The 16,423-nt window shown below is 67.5% G+C and carries 16 protein-coding genes; 6 read left to right on the top strand and 10 right to left on the bottom strand.

The genetic code is table 11. From position 1 onward, the window contains the following. The first annotated feature begins 67 nt into the window (after nt 1-67). The 3 genes from K2X24_RS24085 to K2X24_RS24075 all read left to right on the top strand — a co-directional run bounded on the left by K2X24_RS24085 (nt 68) and on the right by K2X24_RS24075 (nt 4,290). On the top strand, nt 68-889 hold the full coding sequence (locus tag K2X24_RS24085; RefSeq protein ID WP_292501890.1) for a hypothetical protein: 822 nt from the start codon (nt 68-70) through the stop codon (nt 887-889). Between the two features lie 162 nt (nt 890-1,051). Further along, entirely contained in the window at nt 1,052-3,199 is a 2,148-nt protein-coding gene (locus K2X24_RS24080) for a sodium-translocating pyrophosphatase (protein ID WP_292501888.1), read from the top strand. Nucleotides 3,200-3,804: 605 nt separating this feature from the next. Beyond that, the gene (locus tag K2X24_RS24075) at nt 3,805-4,290 is read left to right on the top strand and encodes a response regulator (RefSeq protein ID WP_292501887.1); all 486 of its coding nucleotides are present in this window, start codon (nt 3,805-3,807) and stop codon (nt 4,288-4,290) included. A gap of 288 nt (nt 4,291-4,578) precedes the next feature. Here K2X24_RS24075 and K2X24_RS24070 read toward each other — a convergent pair whose 3' ends face one another. Both K2X24_RS24070 and K2X24_RS24065 read right to left on the bottom strand, forming a co-directional pair. Beyond that, a complete protein-coding gene (locus K2X24_RS24070) occupies nt 4,579-5,559 on the bottom strand; it encodes an arsenic resistance protein (RefSeq protein ID WP_292501884.1) in 981 nt (326 codons plus the stop codon). Next, the gene (locus K2X24_RS24065) at nt 5,556-5,942 is read right to left on the bottom strand and encodes a metalloregulator ArsR/SmtB family transcription factor (RefSeq protein ID WP_292501894.1); all 387 of its coding nucleotides are present in this window, start codon (nt 5,940-5,942) and stop codon (nt 5,556-5,558) included. The genes K2X24_RS24070 and K2X24_RS24065 overlap by 4 nt, the downstream gene beginning before the upstream one ends. Before the next feature lie 431 nt (nt 5,943-6,373). Between K2X24_RS24065 and K2X24_RS24060 the strand changes: the two genes are divergently transcribed. Further along, nucleotides 6,374-6,817, top strand: a complete 444-nt coding sequence (locus K2X24_RS24060) for an NUDIX hydrolase (RefSeq protein WP_292501882.1) — start codon at nt 6,374-6,376, stop codon at nt 6,815-6,817. 129 nt (nt 6,818-6,946) lie between these two features. On the opposite strand, the gene eutC is transcribed toward K2X24_RS24060, so the two are convergent. From eutC to K2X24_RS24045, 3 genes are all read right to left on the bottom strand, one after another. Further along, a complete protein-coding gene (eutC, locus tag K2X24_RS24055) occupies nt 6,947-7,750 on the bottom strand; it encodes an ethanolamine ammonia-lyase subunit EutC (RefSeq protein WP_292501881.1) in 804 nt (267 codons plus the stop codon). After that, on the bottom strand, nt 7,747-9,144 hold the full coding sequence (locus tag K2X24_RS24050; RefSeq protein ID WP_292501879.1) for an ethanolamine ammonia-lyase subunit EutB: 1,398 nt from the start codon (nt 9,142-9,144) through the stop codon (nt 7,747-7,749). Before K2X24_RS24050 ends, eutC begins: the two co-directional genes overlap by 4 nt. A 122-nt stretch (nt 9,145-9,266) precedes the next feature. Next, nucleotides 9,267-10,127 carry a transglutaminase family protein gene (locus tag K2X24_RS24045; protein WP_292501892.1) on the bottom strand — a complete coding sequence of 287 codons (861 nt, stop codon included), beginning with the start codon at nt 10,125-10,127 and terminating at the stop codon, nt 9,267-9,269. Nucleotides 10,128-10,423: 296 nt separating this feature from the next. Here K2X24_RS24045 and K2X24_RS24040 point away from each other — a divergent pair, with 296 nt between their 5' ends. After that, nucleotides 10,424-10,900 carry a hypothetical protein gene (locus tag K2X24_RS24040; protein ID WP_292501877.1) on the top strand — a complete coding sequence of 159 codons (477 nt, stop codon included), beginning with the start codon at nt 10,424-10,426 and terminating at the stop codon, nt 10,898-10,900. 2 nt (nt 10,901-10,902) lie between these two features. Here K2X24_RS24040 and K2X24_RS24035 read toward each other — a convergent pair whose 3' ends face one another. From K2X24_RS24035 to K2X24_RS24015, 5 genes are all read right to left on the bottom strand, one after another. Next, nucleotides 10,903-11,499: an LUD domain-containing protein gene (locus K2X24_RS24035; RefSeq protein ID WP_292501875.1), complete on the bottom strand. Its 597-nt coding sequence runs from the start codon at nt 11,497-11,499 to the stop codon at nt 10,903-10,905. Continuing rightward, nucleotides 11,496-13,115 (bottom strand): lactate utilization protein B, encoded by a 1,620-nt coding sequence (locus tag K2X24_RS24030; protein ID WP_292501873.1) that lies wholly within the window; start codon nt 13,113-13,115, stop codon nt 11,496-11,498. Before K2X24_RS24030 ends, K2X24_RS24035 begins: the two co-directional genes overlap by 4 nt. Continuing rightward, nucleotides 13,112-13,855 carry a (Fe-S)-binding protein gene (locus tag K2X24_RS24025; RefSeq protein ID WP_292501871.1) on the bottom strand — a complete coding sequence of 248 codons (744 nt, stop codon included), beginning with the start codon at nt 13,853-13,855 and terminating at the stop codon, nt 13,112-13,114. The genes K2X24_RS24030 and K2X24_RS24025 overlap by 4 nt, the downstream gene beginning before the upstream one ends. Before the next feature lie 220 nt (nt 13,856-14,075). Beyond that, complete coding sequence (locus K2X24_RS24020; RefSeq protein ID WP_292501868.1) at nt 14,076-14,753, bottom strand: LysE family transporter; 678 nt, start codon at nt 14,751-14,753, stop codon at nt 14,076-14,078. A gap of 16 nt (nt 14,754-14,769) precedes the next feature. Then, entirely contained in the window at nt 14,770-14,988 is a 219-nt protein-coding gene (locus K2X24_RS24015; RefSeq protein WP_292501866.1) for a hypothetical protein, read from the bottom strand. A 356-nt stretch (nt 14,989-15,344) separates the two neighbouring features. On the opposite strand from K2X24_RS24015, the gene K2X24_RS24010 reads away from it, so the two are divergent. Then, nucleotides 15,345-16,421 (top strand): helix-turn-helix transcriptional regulator, encoded by a 1,077-nt coding sequence (locus tag K2X24_RS24010; RefSeq protein ID WP_292501864.1) that lies wholly within the window; start codon nt 15,345-15,347, stop codon nt 16,419-16,421. The last annotated feature ends 2 nt before the right edge of the window (nt 16,422-16,423 follow it).

Raw genomic sequence — 16,423 nt, 5'->3', positions numbered from 1 at the left:
CGGCGTGGCCCGACGAAACCGGACGCCTGACGACCCGCGTCCTCGACGCCGCGGACGGCAAGCCGGCATGGACTTCGGCTTCCATCGGCGAAAAGGCGAGACCTATGCCCTCGTCGCCTCCACGAAGACCGACGAGGACGGGCGCACCGCCAAGCCCCTGATGGCCGGTGAAGCCTTCCGGTCTGGCAGCGACAAGATCGTCTTCCATGTCGCGGCAGATGACCGACACCTCCATCTCCGAGCAGAGAAGCGGGCGCTTCGGCTGCCCCTCCATCATCGCAATGCGCGGGCGCGGACGCGCTGGGATCCAGCGGGATTCCGAACGCCGGCTCGCCCCTTCGCCGGAAGGGAGCCGGAAGCAGCCCTCGACGAGATCGCGGCCATCATCCGGATGCGCTGGGAGCGCCGGATCGCCGCCGGGCCCCGATCCGCGTCCGCCCCGACGAAACGCCGGGCATGCATCCGGTCCCCTGACCGGGGGCCGATCCGCTGCGACCGCACACACGCCGATCGTTCGCGGGGGCCGAAAAATGCATTATCGTGCAGATTTTTTCACCTGCTCTGTGAGGAAAACACCGGCAAAACGAACGACAGTAATCTTACGAACGCACACCGCCGGAGAAAATTCGCTTCTTCCGCCGGCCTCGACAATATTCGTGCCTGCTCGCGGGGAGGTTCTCGCTCGCAATGCTACGCTATCCCGAAAGATAACAAGGACTTTATCCCGCTCGAAAACCCGTCGTGCGACTCGGAGCCGGCCCGCAAGACCCAAAGCGTCGGCAGCCGCCCTCACACCGATGCTGCAACGCACAAATATTCGCGGATGAAAAACCTAAGCGGCATTTGCAAGTGTCTCGGAAGTTTGGCACTCAGAGCAGGCACGCGCTGAAACGACACACCAATACTGGCGAGATGCGAGCTCCCGAGCGCGCGGCTCGAGCTCGCCATCGCCGCCCGGGAACCAGAACGGCCAGAAAGTCCAAGAAACGGCTGATACGATCAAGAATACGCCGCAGCTCTCACCGGACATCATCCAATCAAGGACGGTCGCATGACAGCATTGGTGCTCATCATCCTGGGCGGGCTCTGTGCCGTCGCCTACGGCATCCTGACGATCAACGACGTCTTACGGCGCGATGCCGGCACCCCGCGCATGCAGGAAATTGCAGGTGCCATCGCGGAGGGTGCGCAGGCCTATCTCCGGCGCCAGTACGCCACCATCGCGATCGTCGGGCTCGTGCTGTTCGTGGCGCTGGCCTACTTCCTCGGGCTCAAGGTCGGCATCGGTTTCCTCATCGGCGCCGTGCTGTCGGGGGCGGCCGGCTTCATCGGCATGAACGTCTCGGTGCGCGCCAACGTCCGCACCGCGCAAGCCGCCTCGACCTCCCTCGGCGGCGGCCTCGACGTGGCGTTCAAGTCCGGCGCCGTCACCGGCATGTTCGTGGCGGGCCTCGCGCTCCTCGGGGTCGCGCTGTACTACGCCTACCTCACCCGCATCGCCGGCCTGTCCCCGGCGAGCCGCGACGTCATCGACGCTTTGGTGGCGCTGGGCTTCGGCGCCTCGCTGATCTCGATCTTCGCCCGCCTCGGCGGCGGCATCTTCACCAAGGGTGCCGATGTCGGCGGCGATCTCGTCGGCAAGGTCGAGGCCGGGATCCCGGAGGACGATCCGCGCAATCCCGCCACCATCGCCGACAACGTCGGCGACAACGTTGGCGATTGCGCCGGCATGGCGGCGGACCTGTTCGAGACCTACGCGGTGACGGTGGTCGCCACCATGGTGCTCGCGGCGATCTTCTTCTCCGGGCAGACCGATGTGGCCGGGCGCAACGTGCTCGAGACGATGCTGCTCTATCCGCTGGCCATCGGCTCGGCCTGCATCCTCACCTCGATCGCCGGCACCTACGCGGTCCGGCTCGGGGCCAACCAGTCGATCATGGGCGCGCTCTACAAGGGCCTGGTCACCGCCGGAATCCTCTCGGTCCTGGCCATCGCGGGCGTCAACTATGCCCTGTTCGGCGGCCTCTCGACGGCGTTCACCACCAACGCGGGCGTCACCTTCACCTCGGGGGCGCTCCTCGGCTGCGCGGTGATCGGCCTCGTCATCACCGCGCTGATCGTCGTCATCACCGAGTACTACACCGGCACCAATTTCCGGCCGGTGAAGTCCATCGCGGACGCCTCGGTGACGGGCCACGGCACCAACGTGATCCAGGGCCTGGCGATATCCCTCGAATCCACCGCGCTCCCCGCCCTCGTCATCGTGGCGGGCATCATCAGCACCTACTCGCTGGCCGGGCTCTTCGGCATCGCCATCGCGGTCACCGCCATGCTGGCGCTGGCCGGCTTCATCGTGGCGCTCGATGCCTTCGGCCCCGTCACCGACAATGCGGGCGGCATCGCCGAGATGGCCGGCCTGCCGCCGGACGTCCGTAAGTCCACGGACGCGCTCGACGCGGTCGGCAACACCACCAAGGCCGTGACCAAGGGCTATGCCATCGGCTCGGCCGGTCTCGGCGCCCTGGTGCTGTTCGCCGCCTATACCTCAGACCTGAACTACTTCATCGCCAATGCGAGCCCGACTCAGTACCGGTTCTTCCAGGGCGTCACGGTCGATTTCTCGCTCTCCAACCCCTACGTCGTGGTCGGGCTGCTTTTGGGCGGGCTCATTCCGTTCCTGTTCGGCGGCATGGCGATGACGGCGGTGGGCCGCGCGGCGGGCGCCGTGGTGGAGGAGGTCCGCCGGCAGTTCCGCGAGAAGCCGGGCATCATGCAGGGCACCGACCGGCCGGATTACGGCCGCGCCGTCGACATGCTGACCCGGGCGGCGATCAAGGAGATGATTGTGCCGTCGCTGCTGCCGGTTCTGTCGCCGATCGTGCTGTTCTTCGTGATCCAGCCGATCGCCGGGAAGAGCCAGGCCTTCGCCACGGTGGGGGCGATGCTCCTCGGGGTGATCATCACGGGCCTCTACGTCGCCGTCTCGATGACCTCGGGCGGCGGCGCCTGGGACAACGCCAAGAAGTACATCGAGGACGGGCATCACGGCGGCAAGGGCTCGGAGGCCCACAAGGCCGCGGTGACCGGCGATACCGTCGGCGACCCCTACAAGGACACCGCCGGCCCCGCGGTGAATCCGGCGATCAAGATCACCAACATCATCGCCCTGCTCCTCCTGGCGGTTCTGGCCCACAGCTGAGTGATAGCCATACCGGGGCTCCGCCCTCGAACCCGGACGATCCGTGTTCTGGAAACGCAGCGTGAAACGGGGCGCTCCATACGCGGGGTACCCCGCAGGCATCGAACGGAAAGCTTCGTTCCCGGTCCGCGAGCAAGGGGTTCGGCGCGCGTTCTGATAGGGTTTCAGGCTGAATCGTTCGGGTTCTGGCGCGGGTCCCCTCTCCTTCGGGAGAGGGACAGGGTGAGGTGTGTGACCTTTCCGGAGATGGACCACACCTCACCCCAACCCTCTCCTTCCAGGAGAGGGAGCACGTCGCGCGCAAGCAGACCGAAGCCATCACCCGGAAACAGTACGAACCTCCCGGTTGGCACGATCTCTCCTGAGCCCGATGTGCGCGCGAAGACAGTGCGAACCTCGGCTCGTGGTGAAGCCAGATTGGACGAACCGGACGGATGGGAAGTCGCCGTAACCACGGTGCATTCTTCGGGTAGCGATGCGTCACGATTCATAACCATCGCGTCCGGCCAATAATCGGCGTATCAAGGACCATCATTGGCTTCGGTCCCGGCCGCCAGTGCCTGAGAGTCGCGTGCGCTCCCGCCCTGAACTCGCGGAGCACGTCTGTGTCAGACAACGAGCCTTTGGCTATCCTCATCGCGGAGACAGACTCGCTCGTCAGTATGGTCACGGCCGATATGCTGACGGATCTCGGATATCAGGCCATCGAGGTGAGCACCGCCGCCGAAGCGCTGGCGGTTCTTCGCGGACCGGCCAACGTGCGCATGCTGATCACGGGGCGCAGCATCGTGGGCGATGGTGTTGCCCTCGCTCATCTCGTTCATCATCGTTGGCCCAGCGTCGGCATCATCGTCACCTCCGGAGCCGGAGCCGAACTCCGGCACGCCTTGCCGCCGGGGGCGTGCTTGCTCGTCAAGCCCTACAAGTTGGTGGACCTGGTCCGCGTCGTGGAAGCCAATCGCGTCGAGGTGCGGGACGAGACCTCCGCCGCCCCCATGGTGCCCCACGGCGTCCCGCCCCATCGGGGAGCCGACCTGGGCCACGGCGTGGGCGCCATCGCCGCGCCTTCGACCGAGCCGGACAAGACATGACCTCAGCCTCCACGGCGGCGGGTCGGTTTCCCGATCGGGGCGGCACCTTTCCGGGGTGCCGAGGGGCTAATGGGGAGGCAGAAGGCGTCGGGGCCGCGATGGGTCGATGAACGTGCAGAGTGAGGTCTTCGGCTGCGAACCCCTCCTGCCGGAAGGGGCGCGGGCATCGAAGCTGCGTTCCTGAAGGTCGGCCTCCTGGACGAGACCAGCGTGCTCCTCCACGTCGGTGCCTTCGTCTGCCTCATGCGCGAACAGGCCGCGAAACGGACGGCGCGTCCATCACACCCCCTAAACGTCAGCCACGGCGACGTCTGCCGGTGTCCCGAGCCTGGGGACCAGCCGTACGTAGAGCAACTCGCTCACCAACTCGACAAGCGTCTGGGTGACGATCACGGTGGGCAGGAGCGGCACCGCGCCCGGCACCGCGAACGCGAGCGGCAAGACCACCAGCGAGTTTCGGGTGGCGGCGCTGAACGCCAATGTCCGGCACGTCGGTACGTCGAGGCGGAACAGGCGACCCATGGTCCAACCGATCAAGGGAGCCGCGACCGCGAAGGCGATGTAGACCGGCACCACCCGGAGAGCCTCGTTCAAGGCGAGCCCGACTTGCGGCAGAACCGCGACAATGACCACGAAGAGGACAAGCGCCGTGGCGGGCACCGGCAGCAGGCTCAAACCCGCCGTCACCCGCCGCCGGGCATGACTTCGTCCGCTCCAGACCTGTACGGCACCGGCCAGGACCAACGGAACCGCGATCAGCCAGATGAAGGCGTGTACGAACGGGCCGATCTGCACGAAGGTCGCCGCCTCCTCGCCCAGGAAGGCGGTCAGGTAGACCGGCAGCAGGAGCATTTGTGCGATCAGAAGCGCCGGGGTCGCGGCCAGCAGCACCTTGGCATCGGCGCGACCGATCTGGGCGAACGTCACCACGTAGTCGATGCAGGGCGTGAGAAGTACCATCAGCACCCCGAGCAGCAGCATCGGGTCACGGGGTAGGAACTGGATCAGTCCCGCGACCAGCACCGGCAGCACGACGAAGTTCGTCGCGAGGAGCGCTGTCAGGAATCGAATGCGCGCAAAGGCTTGGCCGAGCTGCGGCAGTGGCACCTGCAGGAAGGTGACGAACAGCATGAACGCCAGGGCCGGGTTGATTCCGGCCTCGAGCACCGTGGTGCCGGGAACGGTGAGAGCCACGGCGATGGCGGCGCCGATCGCGGCGAAGTAGATTTTGACCTGCTGGCCTTCCAGGGTGTCGCGCAACGTCGTCATGCTTCCTCACAGGCGATCGGGCGAGCGTCCACGATGCGCTGCGGCCGTCCGGTGCATTTCGCGAACAGGGCGATGGCACGGTCGCAGACCTCGCAGTGACCCTCGCAGCAGTCGCGCATCAGGAAGGCGACGAGGTCGGACAGCGCCGGAAAGATTGCGCTGTAGATGATCGACCGTCCCTCGCGCCGGCTCTGGACGAGGCCCGCCTTCTCGAGGTGGTTCAGATGGAACGAGATCCGGGGTGCGGAGGCTCCGGCGATGGCCCCGGTGATCGCTCCGGCCGCCATGCCGTCCGCACCTGCGGTGACCAGCAGGCGAACGATGCACAGACGGGTTTCCTGGGCGATGGCACCGAATCCATCAAGCGCCTGCTTCTCGTCCAAATCAATTAAACCTTTATGGAAATGTTGAATGATCCTTAGCGCCGGAACGGGCCGGGCGCAACCTTTGCGTGAATCCTTTCTCACTCGCCTGTTATGCCCCCCCCGATGCAGCCTCGAAGGCACGGGCCGGCTTCGGGCTATGCGGGAGGACGGGTCGGCGACGTCGGCAGACTTGCCGCGTGTGATGACGTTCGCACGGGCGCGGACGGAGTTGCAGCGCGCGGACCCATAGGTGGTCTTCGGATTTTTCGAGTATCGATCCCTGCCGCCCGGCATCGCCACGTGGCTGCGGACGAGGGACACTGGGCTATCGATGGGGATCAGGAATGACAGGCGATAAGCGCTGGACGATCCATCGATCGACCCACGCCCTCCGGGATCGCTGGATCAGCGTCAGAGCCGACGATTGCTCGACACCCGGCGGGGTCGCGGTGGCGCCGTACTACGTTCTCGAATTTCCCGACTTCGTGCATGTCTTCGCGACGGATGGGACCGATCGGGTCGTCCTCGTTCGGCAATACCGCCATGGAATCCAGGGTCTCAGCCTCGAGCTTCCCGGAGGCGTAATGGACCCTGAGGATACCGACGCCGTCGCAGTCGGCGCCCGCGAACTCCGCGAGGAAACCGGCTTCCATGGCGGGACCCTCGCCCACGTCACCACGCTCAGCATCGACCCGGCGCGCTACGCCAACCGCCTGCACCTCATCCGTGCCACGGGTGTGGTCGCCGGCACGTCCGATCCGGAGCCGACCGAGGACATCGAGGTCGTGCTCGTATCGCGTCAGGAAGCCAAGCGCTTGGCGCTGTCTGGGGCGATCGCCAACGCTGCCCACGTTGCCTTGATGCTGATGGCTCTGTCAGTGCCGCAGGACTGACGTAGGCAAGCGGCATCGGTGACCTTCGGCATCGGGAAGGGTCGGCGCATCCGCGTCGGCCGGCACCATCGGCACGCGCTCGATGCCGAGTCCGTCGCCCGATCGCTCAGGCCTCCACGCCGCCGCAGCCTAATCTTCGGGTGAAGCGCCTCCCTCGAGGGGAACCGGCTTCCCGCCGCCTTCGAGCGCGGCGCCGCTGCCGTCCTTCAGGTTCACGCCCGAGATCCCGAGGGCGAAGGCCTGGGTCAGGAGCCAGTCGAGCTTGAAGGCCGCGATCTCCGCCGAAAGGCCCGCCGGTCGGATGTTCGAGATGCAGTTGCGCTCGGCATCCGAGCGCCCGATGCGGGGATCGAGGGTGAGATAGGCCCCGAGGCTGTCCGGGGAGGACAGCCCGGGCCGCTCGCCGATCAGCACGACCACGGCGCGGGCCTTCAGCGCGGCGCCGATGCCGTCGCCCAGGGCGACTCGGCCCTGAATCGCCACGATCACCGGGGCCAGGCGCCAGCCGGCCCGTGCGACGTGAGGCTTGAAGGCCGCGAGGAAGCCGGCCGCGCCCTCGTGCACCGCGCGGGCGGAGAGGCCGTCCGCCACCACCAGGGCGAGATCCACGGCCTCGCCGGCGCGGTCGGACAGGGCCTCGCGCGACGCGTCGCTCAGCGCGCGTCCGAGATCGGGCCGGCGCAGGTAGGTCGCCCGGTCGGGCGCCGACGAGGCGACGGTGAGGGTTTCGAAGCCGAGCGATGCGATGCCGGCGCAGACCGCCTCCGCATCGAGGGCGGTGTGGACCGCGTCGCGGGCCTGGGCATGGGCGAGGCCGAAGCGCAGGACCTCCCGCGTCGGCAGACCGGCCCCCGCCCGGCCGAGGCCGATGCGGGCGGGCGTGAGCCGCGCGAGGCGCGCCCAGGGATCGTCCGTCGTGCGGTCGCCGCTCATGCCGCCACGTCCCGGTCGGCGAGGCCGGGAGCCGCGGCGATGAGGCGGGTGCTCGCCCCCTCCGGCAGCAGGGTGCCCTCCGCGTCGGTCAGGCCGATCCGCTCCAGCCAAGCCTCGAATTCCGGGGCGCGCTTCAGGCCGAGCACCTCGCGCAGGTAGAGCGAGTCGTGGAACGAGGTGGACTGGTAGTTCAGCATCACGTCGTCGGCGCCCGGCACGCCCATGATGAAGTTGCAGCCGGCCGCCCCCAGCAGGGTGAGCAGGGTGTCCATGTCGTTCTGGTCGGCTTCGGCATGGTTGGTGTAGCAGACGTCGCAACCTAGCGGCACACCCATGAGCTTGCCGCAGAAATGGTCCTCCAGGCCGGCCCGGATGATCTCCTTGCCGTCGTAGAGGTATTCCGGCCCGATGAAGCCCACCACCGTGTTGACGAGGAGGGGCCGGAACGGCCGCGCCACCGCGTAGGCCCGCGCCTCCAGGGTCTGCTGGTCGATGCCGTGGTGCTGGCCGGCCGAGAGGGCCGAGCCCTGGCCGGTCTCGAAATACATGCAATTGTCGCCCACCGTGCCGCGCTTGAGGGCCAGCGCCGCCTCGTGTGCCTCCTTCAGGATGGGCAGGGTGACGCCGAAGCTGGCATTGGCGCCTTGCGTGCCGGCGATCGACTGGAACACCAGGTCGACCGGCAGGCCCCGGTTCATCGCCTCAAGGGTCGTGGTGACGTGGGTCAGGATGCAGCCCTGCGTCGGGATCTCGAGACGCTGGATCAGGTCGTCGATGAGTTGGAGGAGAGCGCTCAGGGTCGAGACGGAATCGGAGGCCGGGTTCAGGCCGATCACCGCGTCGCCGCAGCCGTAGGACAGGCCGTCGATGATCGAGGCCGTGATGCCGGCGGCATCGTCCGTCGGATGGTTGGGCTGCAGCCGCACGGCGAGGCGCCCCGGCAGGCCGATGGTGCTGCGAAAACGCGTCACCACCCGGCATTTGCGCGCCACCAGGATGAGATCCTGATTGCGCATGATCTTGCAGACGGCCGCCGCGATCTCGGGCGTCACCCCGGGGGCGATCCGGGCCAGGGTCGCCCCCGGGGCGGTGAGCAGGAATTCGCGAAAGTCGCCGACGGTGAGGTGGGCGATCTCGGCAAAGGCCGCCGCGTCGTGGGTGTCGAGGATGAGCCGGGTGACGTCGTCGTCCTCGTAGGCGATCAGCGGCCGCGCCAGGATCTCGCCGAGCGGCACCTCGGCGAGACACCAGCGGGCCGCCATCTCCTCCTCGGCGGATTCCGCCGCGATGCCGGCGAGCCGGTCGCCGGAGCGAACCGGCGTGGCTTTGGCCATCAGGGCCGCGAGATCGGCGAAGACGTGGGTGCGGGGCCCGACGACGTGACGATAGGCCATGGCTCGAAGCGCTCCTGCGTTGCCGCTAGGTATCCTGTCGCCCTCCCGGAGGGGGCGGCGCGATCCTCGATCACAGGATGCAGGGATCCGGTGATCCTGTCTCCCCCGGACGGACGCTCGGACTACAGAGCGCCCGCGTGCGGGGCCGGCTCCTCGGTGGAAATCGCGTCGACCGTGCGCTGGGGCGGGCTGCCCTGACCGTCCGAACGGACGATGCGGATCTGCTGATTCACGGGCTGCATGTTGCCCCAGGGGGTCGAGAAGGCGATCTCGGCGGCGTCGCGGCCCACACCGATGCGCACGAGACCATCGAGGTCGGCTTGGCGCGTGGCGTCGAACAGCCACCAGCGTCCGTCGAGATAGGCCTCGAACACCGCGTGGAAGTCGCTCGGCACGAGGCCGTGGGCGTAGCAGCTGACGAAGCGGGCCGGGATGCCGAGCGCCCGGCAGAAGGCGGTGCCGATATGGGCGAAGTCACGGCAGACGCCGGCCCGCTTCAGCAGGCTCTCATCGGCGGTGGTCTCGCCGTCGCTGGTGCCCGGCTGGTAGGTGAGGTGGTCGTGAATCCAGTTGCAGATCGCGTTGACGCGCTGGTGGCCCTTCGGCAGCGCGCCGAACTCGGCCAGCGCGAAGGGCGTCAGACGGTCGGAGGAGACGAAGCGGCTCGGTAGCAGGAAGGGCAGGATGTCGAGGGGGAGCTGCGCGATCGGGGTTTCGTTGATCGTCGCCGGGTCGGCCCGATGCACGGTGAGCTCGACCTCGGCGTTGTATTCCAGCGAGAACTGTCCGACCGGCACGTTGACGCCGAGGTAGCGATTCAGGAAATCGGGCGTGACGTAGATATCACGCTTGAGGTTGGGGTTCAGCGTCAAGGTCTCGCTGAGAATCTCGACGCTCCGGAGGCGCGCCACTTCGAGGTTGAAGATGAACGTGGTGTCCGACAGAATATTGTAAGTCAGGTTGCAGCCCAGTTGATACCGCACCATCCGCTCCTCGCTGGCATCTCACGCGTCTCAGCATAGCAAGGATCGCGCCTTCCAGCGCGCGAGAACCGGTCGGCGCCCCGGATCGCCCCCGATTGGCCGGAGCGGTTCACGAAGACGTGGGCCCACCCCCCCGACTTAAATCTCAAGTTGCGAATCGCCCTGTCTATCGACACCTTATCGTGCAATCTCAGGTAGGGCGAAGAATCGGATCGTCCTGGTCGAGATTGCGAATGACACGTCATGCAGCACCGGCAGCGACATGGCGCGGATCACGCATGCCGGGAGGAAAAGCCATGACGATTGCATTCAGTGTCGTCGGTGTTTTCTACAATACCCAGGTCGATCTCGCTCAGGTCCAGGGCAACACAGTCGGCGAGGTCATGCAATATCTTTACCGGACAGATCCGAATTTCTACTACACATCGATCGTTTTCGACGGGAATACGATCGTCAACTCGTTCGGCATCAATCACCCGACGCCGTTCACGGGACGGACCGGGATCGGCTACCCGGCTGGATTCTATCGTCTGGCCCAGACCTTTACCGCCCCGACCCCGAACCCCTACTCCGTCTGGCAATACTATCTCGCCAACCAGAACGGCGTTCGCCAGCCCGCCGTCGGAGACTTCTCCTTCACGAAGGCGAAGGTGCAGGATGGCTGGTCCATCGTCTGGCGTCTGGTCACCGTGTGCAACGCGCCGACCGGGCTCGCCAAGCGGATGCGCAAGCTGGTCGCCCCCGAACAGCAGGCGGCCGTGGGGGTGGCTTAATCTCACCCCCGGCGCGGCGTCAGGATAACGGTGAGCGAGCGCACCCCCTGCGCGCCGTGGATCAGCACGCCCTCGATGTCGGCGGTGGCCGAGGGGCCGGTGTGGAGCACGGCGTAATCGGCGCGGGCAAAGTCCGGGCGGCGGTAGGCCGCCTGGATGTTCACCAGGATGTCGGCCGGGTCGAGGAGCACGACGAGGTGCTGGGCGAGGTAGGCGACGGCGTTCACCTGCAGCTCGGCCTGCGTGAACAGCACCGAGCCGGTCTCGGCCACCCCGAACACCGCCCGCACGATGGCGACGTCGACGTCGGCGAGGTCCTGCGGCCGGGCGACGGCGGCGAGATCGCGGTTGCCCGTGAATTCCGGCACCGCCGAGGCGATGACCTTCGCGCCGTCCAGGCGCTCGCGCACGCTGGCGAAAAGGTCGTCGCCGGAGGTCGCCTCGGCGAGCCGCCCGCCCATGCGCTTCAGGCGCTCGCCGAACTCGGCGACGTGGTCGTCCCCGACCAGCGGCGCGAACAACGGCACCTCCGGCAGCGGATGCGCGCCGGCCGGGCGGTTCCGGCGGATGCGGGCGAGGGTGGCTTCGCGGACGCTCACTTGATCCCCTCGGTCTTCTTGCCGCCCGCCTTCGCCATGCGGTTCTGCTTGTACCAGGCGTGGAAGGTCTGGCGCGGGGCCTCTGGCATCTCGCGGCCCTTCCCCCAGGTGTTGAGTGGGTTGTAGACGGCAAAGCGCGGCAGCACCTTGAGGGCGGAATCGGCGGCCCCGATGGCCGCGCGGTAGGTCGCCGGCCGGCTCAGCACCTGGCCCGCCGCCTTCATCATACCCTGCTTGAGCAGCGGGATCTGGTGCTCTTCCGCCAGAACCTTGCGCCACGCGAAGATCTGCTCGTGGATGTTGATCTTGACCGGGCAGACATTGGTGCAGGAGCCGTTCATCGTGGAGGAGAACGGCAGCGTCGAATATTTCCGCTTGTTGAAGGTCGGGTCGATGATCAGCCCGATCGGCCCCGAATAGGTGGCGCCGTAGCTCAATCCACCCGAGCGCCGATAGACCGGACAGGTGTTCATGCAGGCGCCGCAGCGGATGCATTTCAGCGAGGTCCAGAACTCCTCCATGCCGAGGCGCTCGGAGCGGCCGTTGTCGACCAGCACCATGTGCATCTCGGTGCCCTTGCGGGGCGCGCGGAAATGCGAGGTGTACTGCGTGATGGGCGAGCCCAGCGCCGAGCGCGAGAGCAGGCGCAGGAACACGCCGAGATGCTCGATCCGCGGGATCAGCTTCTCGATGCCGATGGAATGGATCTGGAGCTTGGGCACGTTGCCCGAGAGGTCGGCATTGCCCTCGTTGGTGCAGGTCACCACCGTGCCGGTCTCCGCGATGGCGAAGTTGCAGCCGGTCAGCCCCGCATCCGCCTCCAGGATGAGCGGGCGCGTATGCATGCGCTGGCTCTCGGCCAGATAATGGGCGTCGTCGTTCTCCGGGTCGGTCCCCATGGTGCGGGAGAAGACCTCGGCCACGTCGAAGCGGGTCTTGTGCACGGCCGGCACCACGACGTGGCTCGGCTCCTCGTTGTCGAGCTGCTGGATGCGCTCGCCGAGATCGGTCTCGATCACCTCGATGCCGGTGCCGGCCATGTAGTGCCGGAAGCCGCATTCCTCGGTGAGCATCGACTTCGACTTGATCAGCGATTTCGCGCCGTGATCCTTGAGGATGCCGTGGACGATGCGGTTGTGCTCGGCTCCGTCGGCGGCCCAGTGAACGTGGACGCCGTTGGCCTTGGCCCGGGCCTCGAACTCCTCGAGGTAGCGGTCGAGGTTGGCCAGGGTGTGCGTCTTGATCTGCGAGGCGAGCTCGCGCAGTTCTTCCCACTCGGGAATTCCGAAGGCGGCCGTGTCGCGCTTTGTGCGCAGATCCCAGAGCCTGGCGTCGTGCGCCTTCTGGTGCATGGGCGCCGCGAGGAAGCGCTCGGCGGCCTCGGCCTGATCGATCGGCCGGTCGCCGCGGATCTTGGCTCCGCGCGGCTGCGGCTCCCGGGGCGCCTTCGGGGAGAGGGCTCCGGCCGAGATCGGCCGCGAGGCGCCCTCGGCGTGCTGCAGGCGTCGGCCGTCCTGGCCGCGCTCGCTCTCGTCGTTGCCGGCCAGCACCTCCGGATGGATCACGCCGTCGCGGCGGGCCTCGTCCTGCGGACGGAGTTCGTCGGACGCACTCATGCGGTCGCTCCATTGAGGATGCGGGCGATGTGGATGAACTTGAGGGGGACGCCGATCCGCTCGGCGCAGCCCTTCTGGTGCATCATGCAGGAGGAATCGGCCGAGACGACGTATTCGGCCCCCGCCTGAGCATGGTCGGAGACCTTGTCGTAGCCCATCTTGGCCGAGACGGCGGGCTCGAACACCGAGAAGGTGCCGCCGAAGCCGCAGCACTCGTCGGGCCGGGCCGGGGCCACGATCTCGATGCCCTTGACCTTCTTCAGGAGGTCGAGGGGCTTGGAGAAGAACGGCGCGTTCAATTCGGACGGGCGGGCATGGTGGATACCCCGCAGGGCGTTGCAGTTGCCGTGGTAGCCGACCCGGTGGGGAAACTCCGCCCAGGGGAATTCCTCGACCTTGAGGATGTCGTGCAGGAACTCGACCAGCTCGAAGGTCTTGGCCCGCACGGCCTTGACCTCGTCCGTCTGCGGGATCGCCGTGAGGTGCTCGCGCACCTGATGCACGCAGGAGCCGGAGGGCGCCACGACGTAGTCGAACGGGGCGAAGTTCTTGACGAACAGCGCCTCGGTGGCGGCCGCCTCCGCGTGGCAGCCGGTGTTGGTCATCGGCTGGCCGCAGCAGGTCTGGTCGAAGGGGTAGTCCACGTCGAGGCCGAAACGCTCCAGCAATTCCAGCGTGGCGATCCCCACCTCAGGCTCGAAGGCGTCGACGTAGCACGGCACGAACAGTCCGATGCGCATGGCGTTCCCTGGTCCCGCGCCCACCGGGACGCCCCGCCGGCCGCTTTGGAAGCGTTCTATGGTTGGCCTGGGTTTAGAGCATCGGGCGGGACGGGGGAACCGGTTTCGCGCGGGGCAGGGGGCGGTTCGACGTGCGGCCGGAAGCAGAGATCCAGCTTGGCGTCCATGTCGAAGGCACCAAAGAAAGTCTGGCACCGGCCCCTGAAGGCGGGTTGCGGCGTTAAGGCCGGTCCGAACCCCTCGCGACGACGGCTCCGCCCAGTCCCCATTGCGGTGACCCGTCCAGGCTGCCCGCCAGCCCTTTGGCCAGGAGGCTCAGCGCCAGGGCGGCGAGGAGGAGACCGGCGGCCTTGTTGATGCGGTGGAGCACGTGGCTGGTCACGCAGCCCCGGAACAGGGAGACGGCGGTGTTGAGGGTGACCCACCAGGCGAGCGAACCCAGGAACACCCCCGCGACGAGCACCGGAAGCGGAGCGGGCCCGTGGGCAAGGAGGGCTGGCATCGCCGCCAGGAACAGGACGGGCGTGGCCGGGTTCGCGAAGGCGAGTCCGATGGCGCTGCCGTAGCTCGCCGCGAGGGTGCGGCGGCGCTCGCATCCTTGGCGCAGGACCGTCACGCTCCGCAGGACCCGGACGGCGAGGGCGAGCAGCACCGCCCCCGAAACCAGGGACAGCACGGCCACGTTCGACCAGGCCGTGGCCAGGTCCGTCCCCCATCCCGCAACCAGGGTCCCGTAGGTGAGGTGCACGGTGGCGACCCCGAGACCGGTGGCGAGGCCGGTCGGGAGGCCGCCCGCCAGGGTGCGCTGGACGCAGAGCAGGCTGGTCGGGCCGATCGGCGCCGCGATGGACAGGCCGAGGCTCGCGCCGGCGAGCAGGGCCGTTGTGATGACGCTCATGGCGCGACGGACGCGCCTAGTTGGCCTTGGCGCCGTCATCTTCGGAGCGCTCGCGCGAAGACCCGCTCGTCCGTGGGTCGACCGACGCGAGGTTCGCGTCCGAGCAACCGATCTGCGCCCGCTCCAGGGCCGACGAGGCCTGTGCGCAGGCGATGTCGGGCATATCGTTCAACTCGTCGGCCCATGCGGCGGTGCAGCAGACAGCGATGATCGAGCAGGCAAGCAGCAGCTTCATGGCGGGTCCCTCCAATTGAGGACAGTGTAGGGACTGCCCGGAGCCGGGCATCCGTCGTCCGGCGGACGGTGACGTCATCGCCGTCTTGGGCGTCAGAGGCCCGGAACGATCCGGACTAACCGGCGCGGGCGCCGGCCGAAAAGCATCGCCGTTTCAGTGAGTTCCTACTTTGCGATCCAGGCCCGGGATCCCGCTGCCTCCACCGCCTCTCGCACCGAGGCGAGGTCGCGCAACGATCGGCAGGGCCTCCCGCGCATCGGGCTCGCCAAGCACATCCTCCGTTTGGAGGATACCTTTGTCGATTTTGGACTGGTATTGGACTGACTACGATCATCCAGTTCAGCTTGGGGCGGTCCGTGCACGAAGCTCTCATCGATCGGATCTACGAGGCTGCCGGCACGCCGGAACTCTGGCCCGACGTCCTCCAGTGTCTCGCGGATACGGCGAAGTCGGATGGCGGCGTGCTCACGGTGCTTCCCCCGGTCGGAAGGCCCCGCTGGATCGTCTCTCCGACCCTCCAGAACCGGATGCGGCAGCACACGGCGCCGTCGTGGCGCGGCGGCGAGCGCTTGGCACGCTGGCGCGCGCATGCCGAAGCGGGGTTCGTACGCGACGTGGACCTGATGCCGGCCTTCCTCGACACGCGGAGCTGCCAGGCCGAGGCGCAATCCTGGCAGGTGGGCACGACGATCCCGCTCCCCAGCGGCGATGTCGCGATCGTCACGGTCGAGCGCCATGCGGACGCGGGACCACACGATACCGGTCTGCTGCCGCGCTTGAACGCATTGCGGCCCCACCTCGTCCGCGCCTGCCAACTCAGCGCCCAGTTCGGCTCCGAGCGCGCGCGCGTCACCGCCTCGGCGCTGAACCGGATCGGTCTCCCGGCCGCGATCCTGTCGGCGTCCGGCCGGGCGCTGACCATGAACACCCGCCTCCAGGAACGGGACGAGGTCCTGCCCACGGGTCACAACGGCGGCTTCGTGTTCAAGAGTCTGACCAACGGCAAACTTCTGCAGGATGCGATCGGCAACGTCGTGCAGGGCCGCAGCCTCATGCAGACCATGCCGGTGCGCACCTATGCGGGCCACCGCACGCACATTGCCCATATCCTCCGCTTCGACCGGCACGCCGACGACGTCTTCGACGAATCCGCCGTTCTCCTCGTCCTGGTGCAGGTGGGGGCGCGGGCGGCTCCGGATGACGGTCTCCTGCACCTCCTGTTCGATCTAACGCCGGCCGAGGCGCGCCTGCTCAAGGCCCTGGCCGGGGGTTTGCGCCTGCAATCCTACGCCGTCAGCGCCGGCGTGCAGACCAGCACGGTGCGTACCCAGCTCACGTCGATCTTCCACAAGACCGGCACCAAGCGGCAGGCGGAACTGCTCAGCATCATCGCCTCGCTCTCGATCTTCAGCGGGCAGCCGACGCATTGCTGAGA

It is taken from the genome of Methylobacterium sp. (assembly GCF_019750675.1).
Taxonomy (GTDB): Bacteria; Pseudomonadota; Alphaproteobacteria; order Rhizobiales; family Beijerinckiaceae; genus Methylobacterium.
This window is presented reverse-complemented; position numbering and strand designations above follow the sequence as displayed.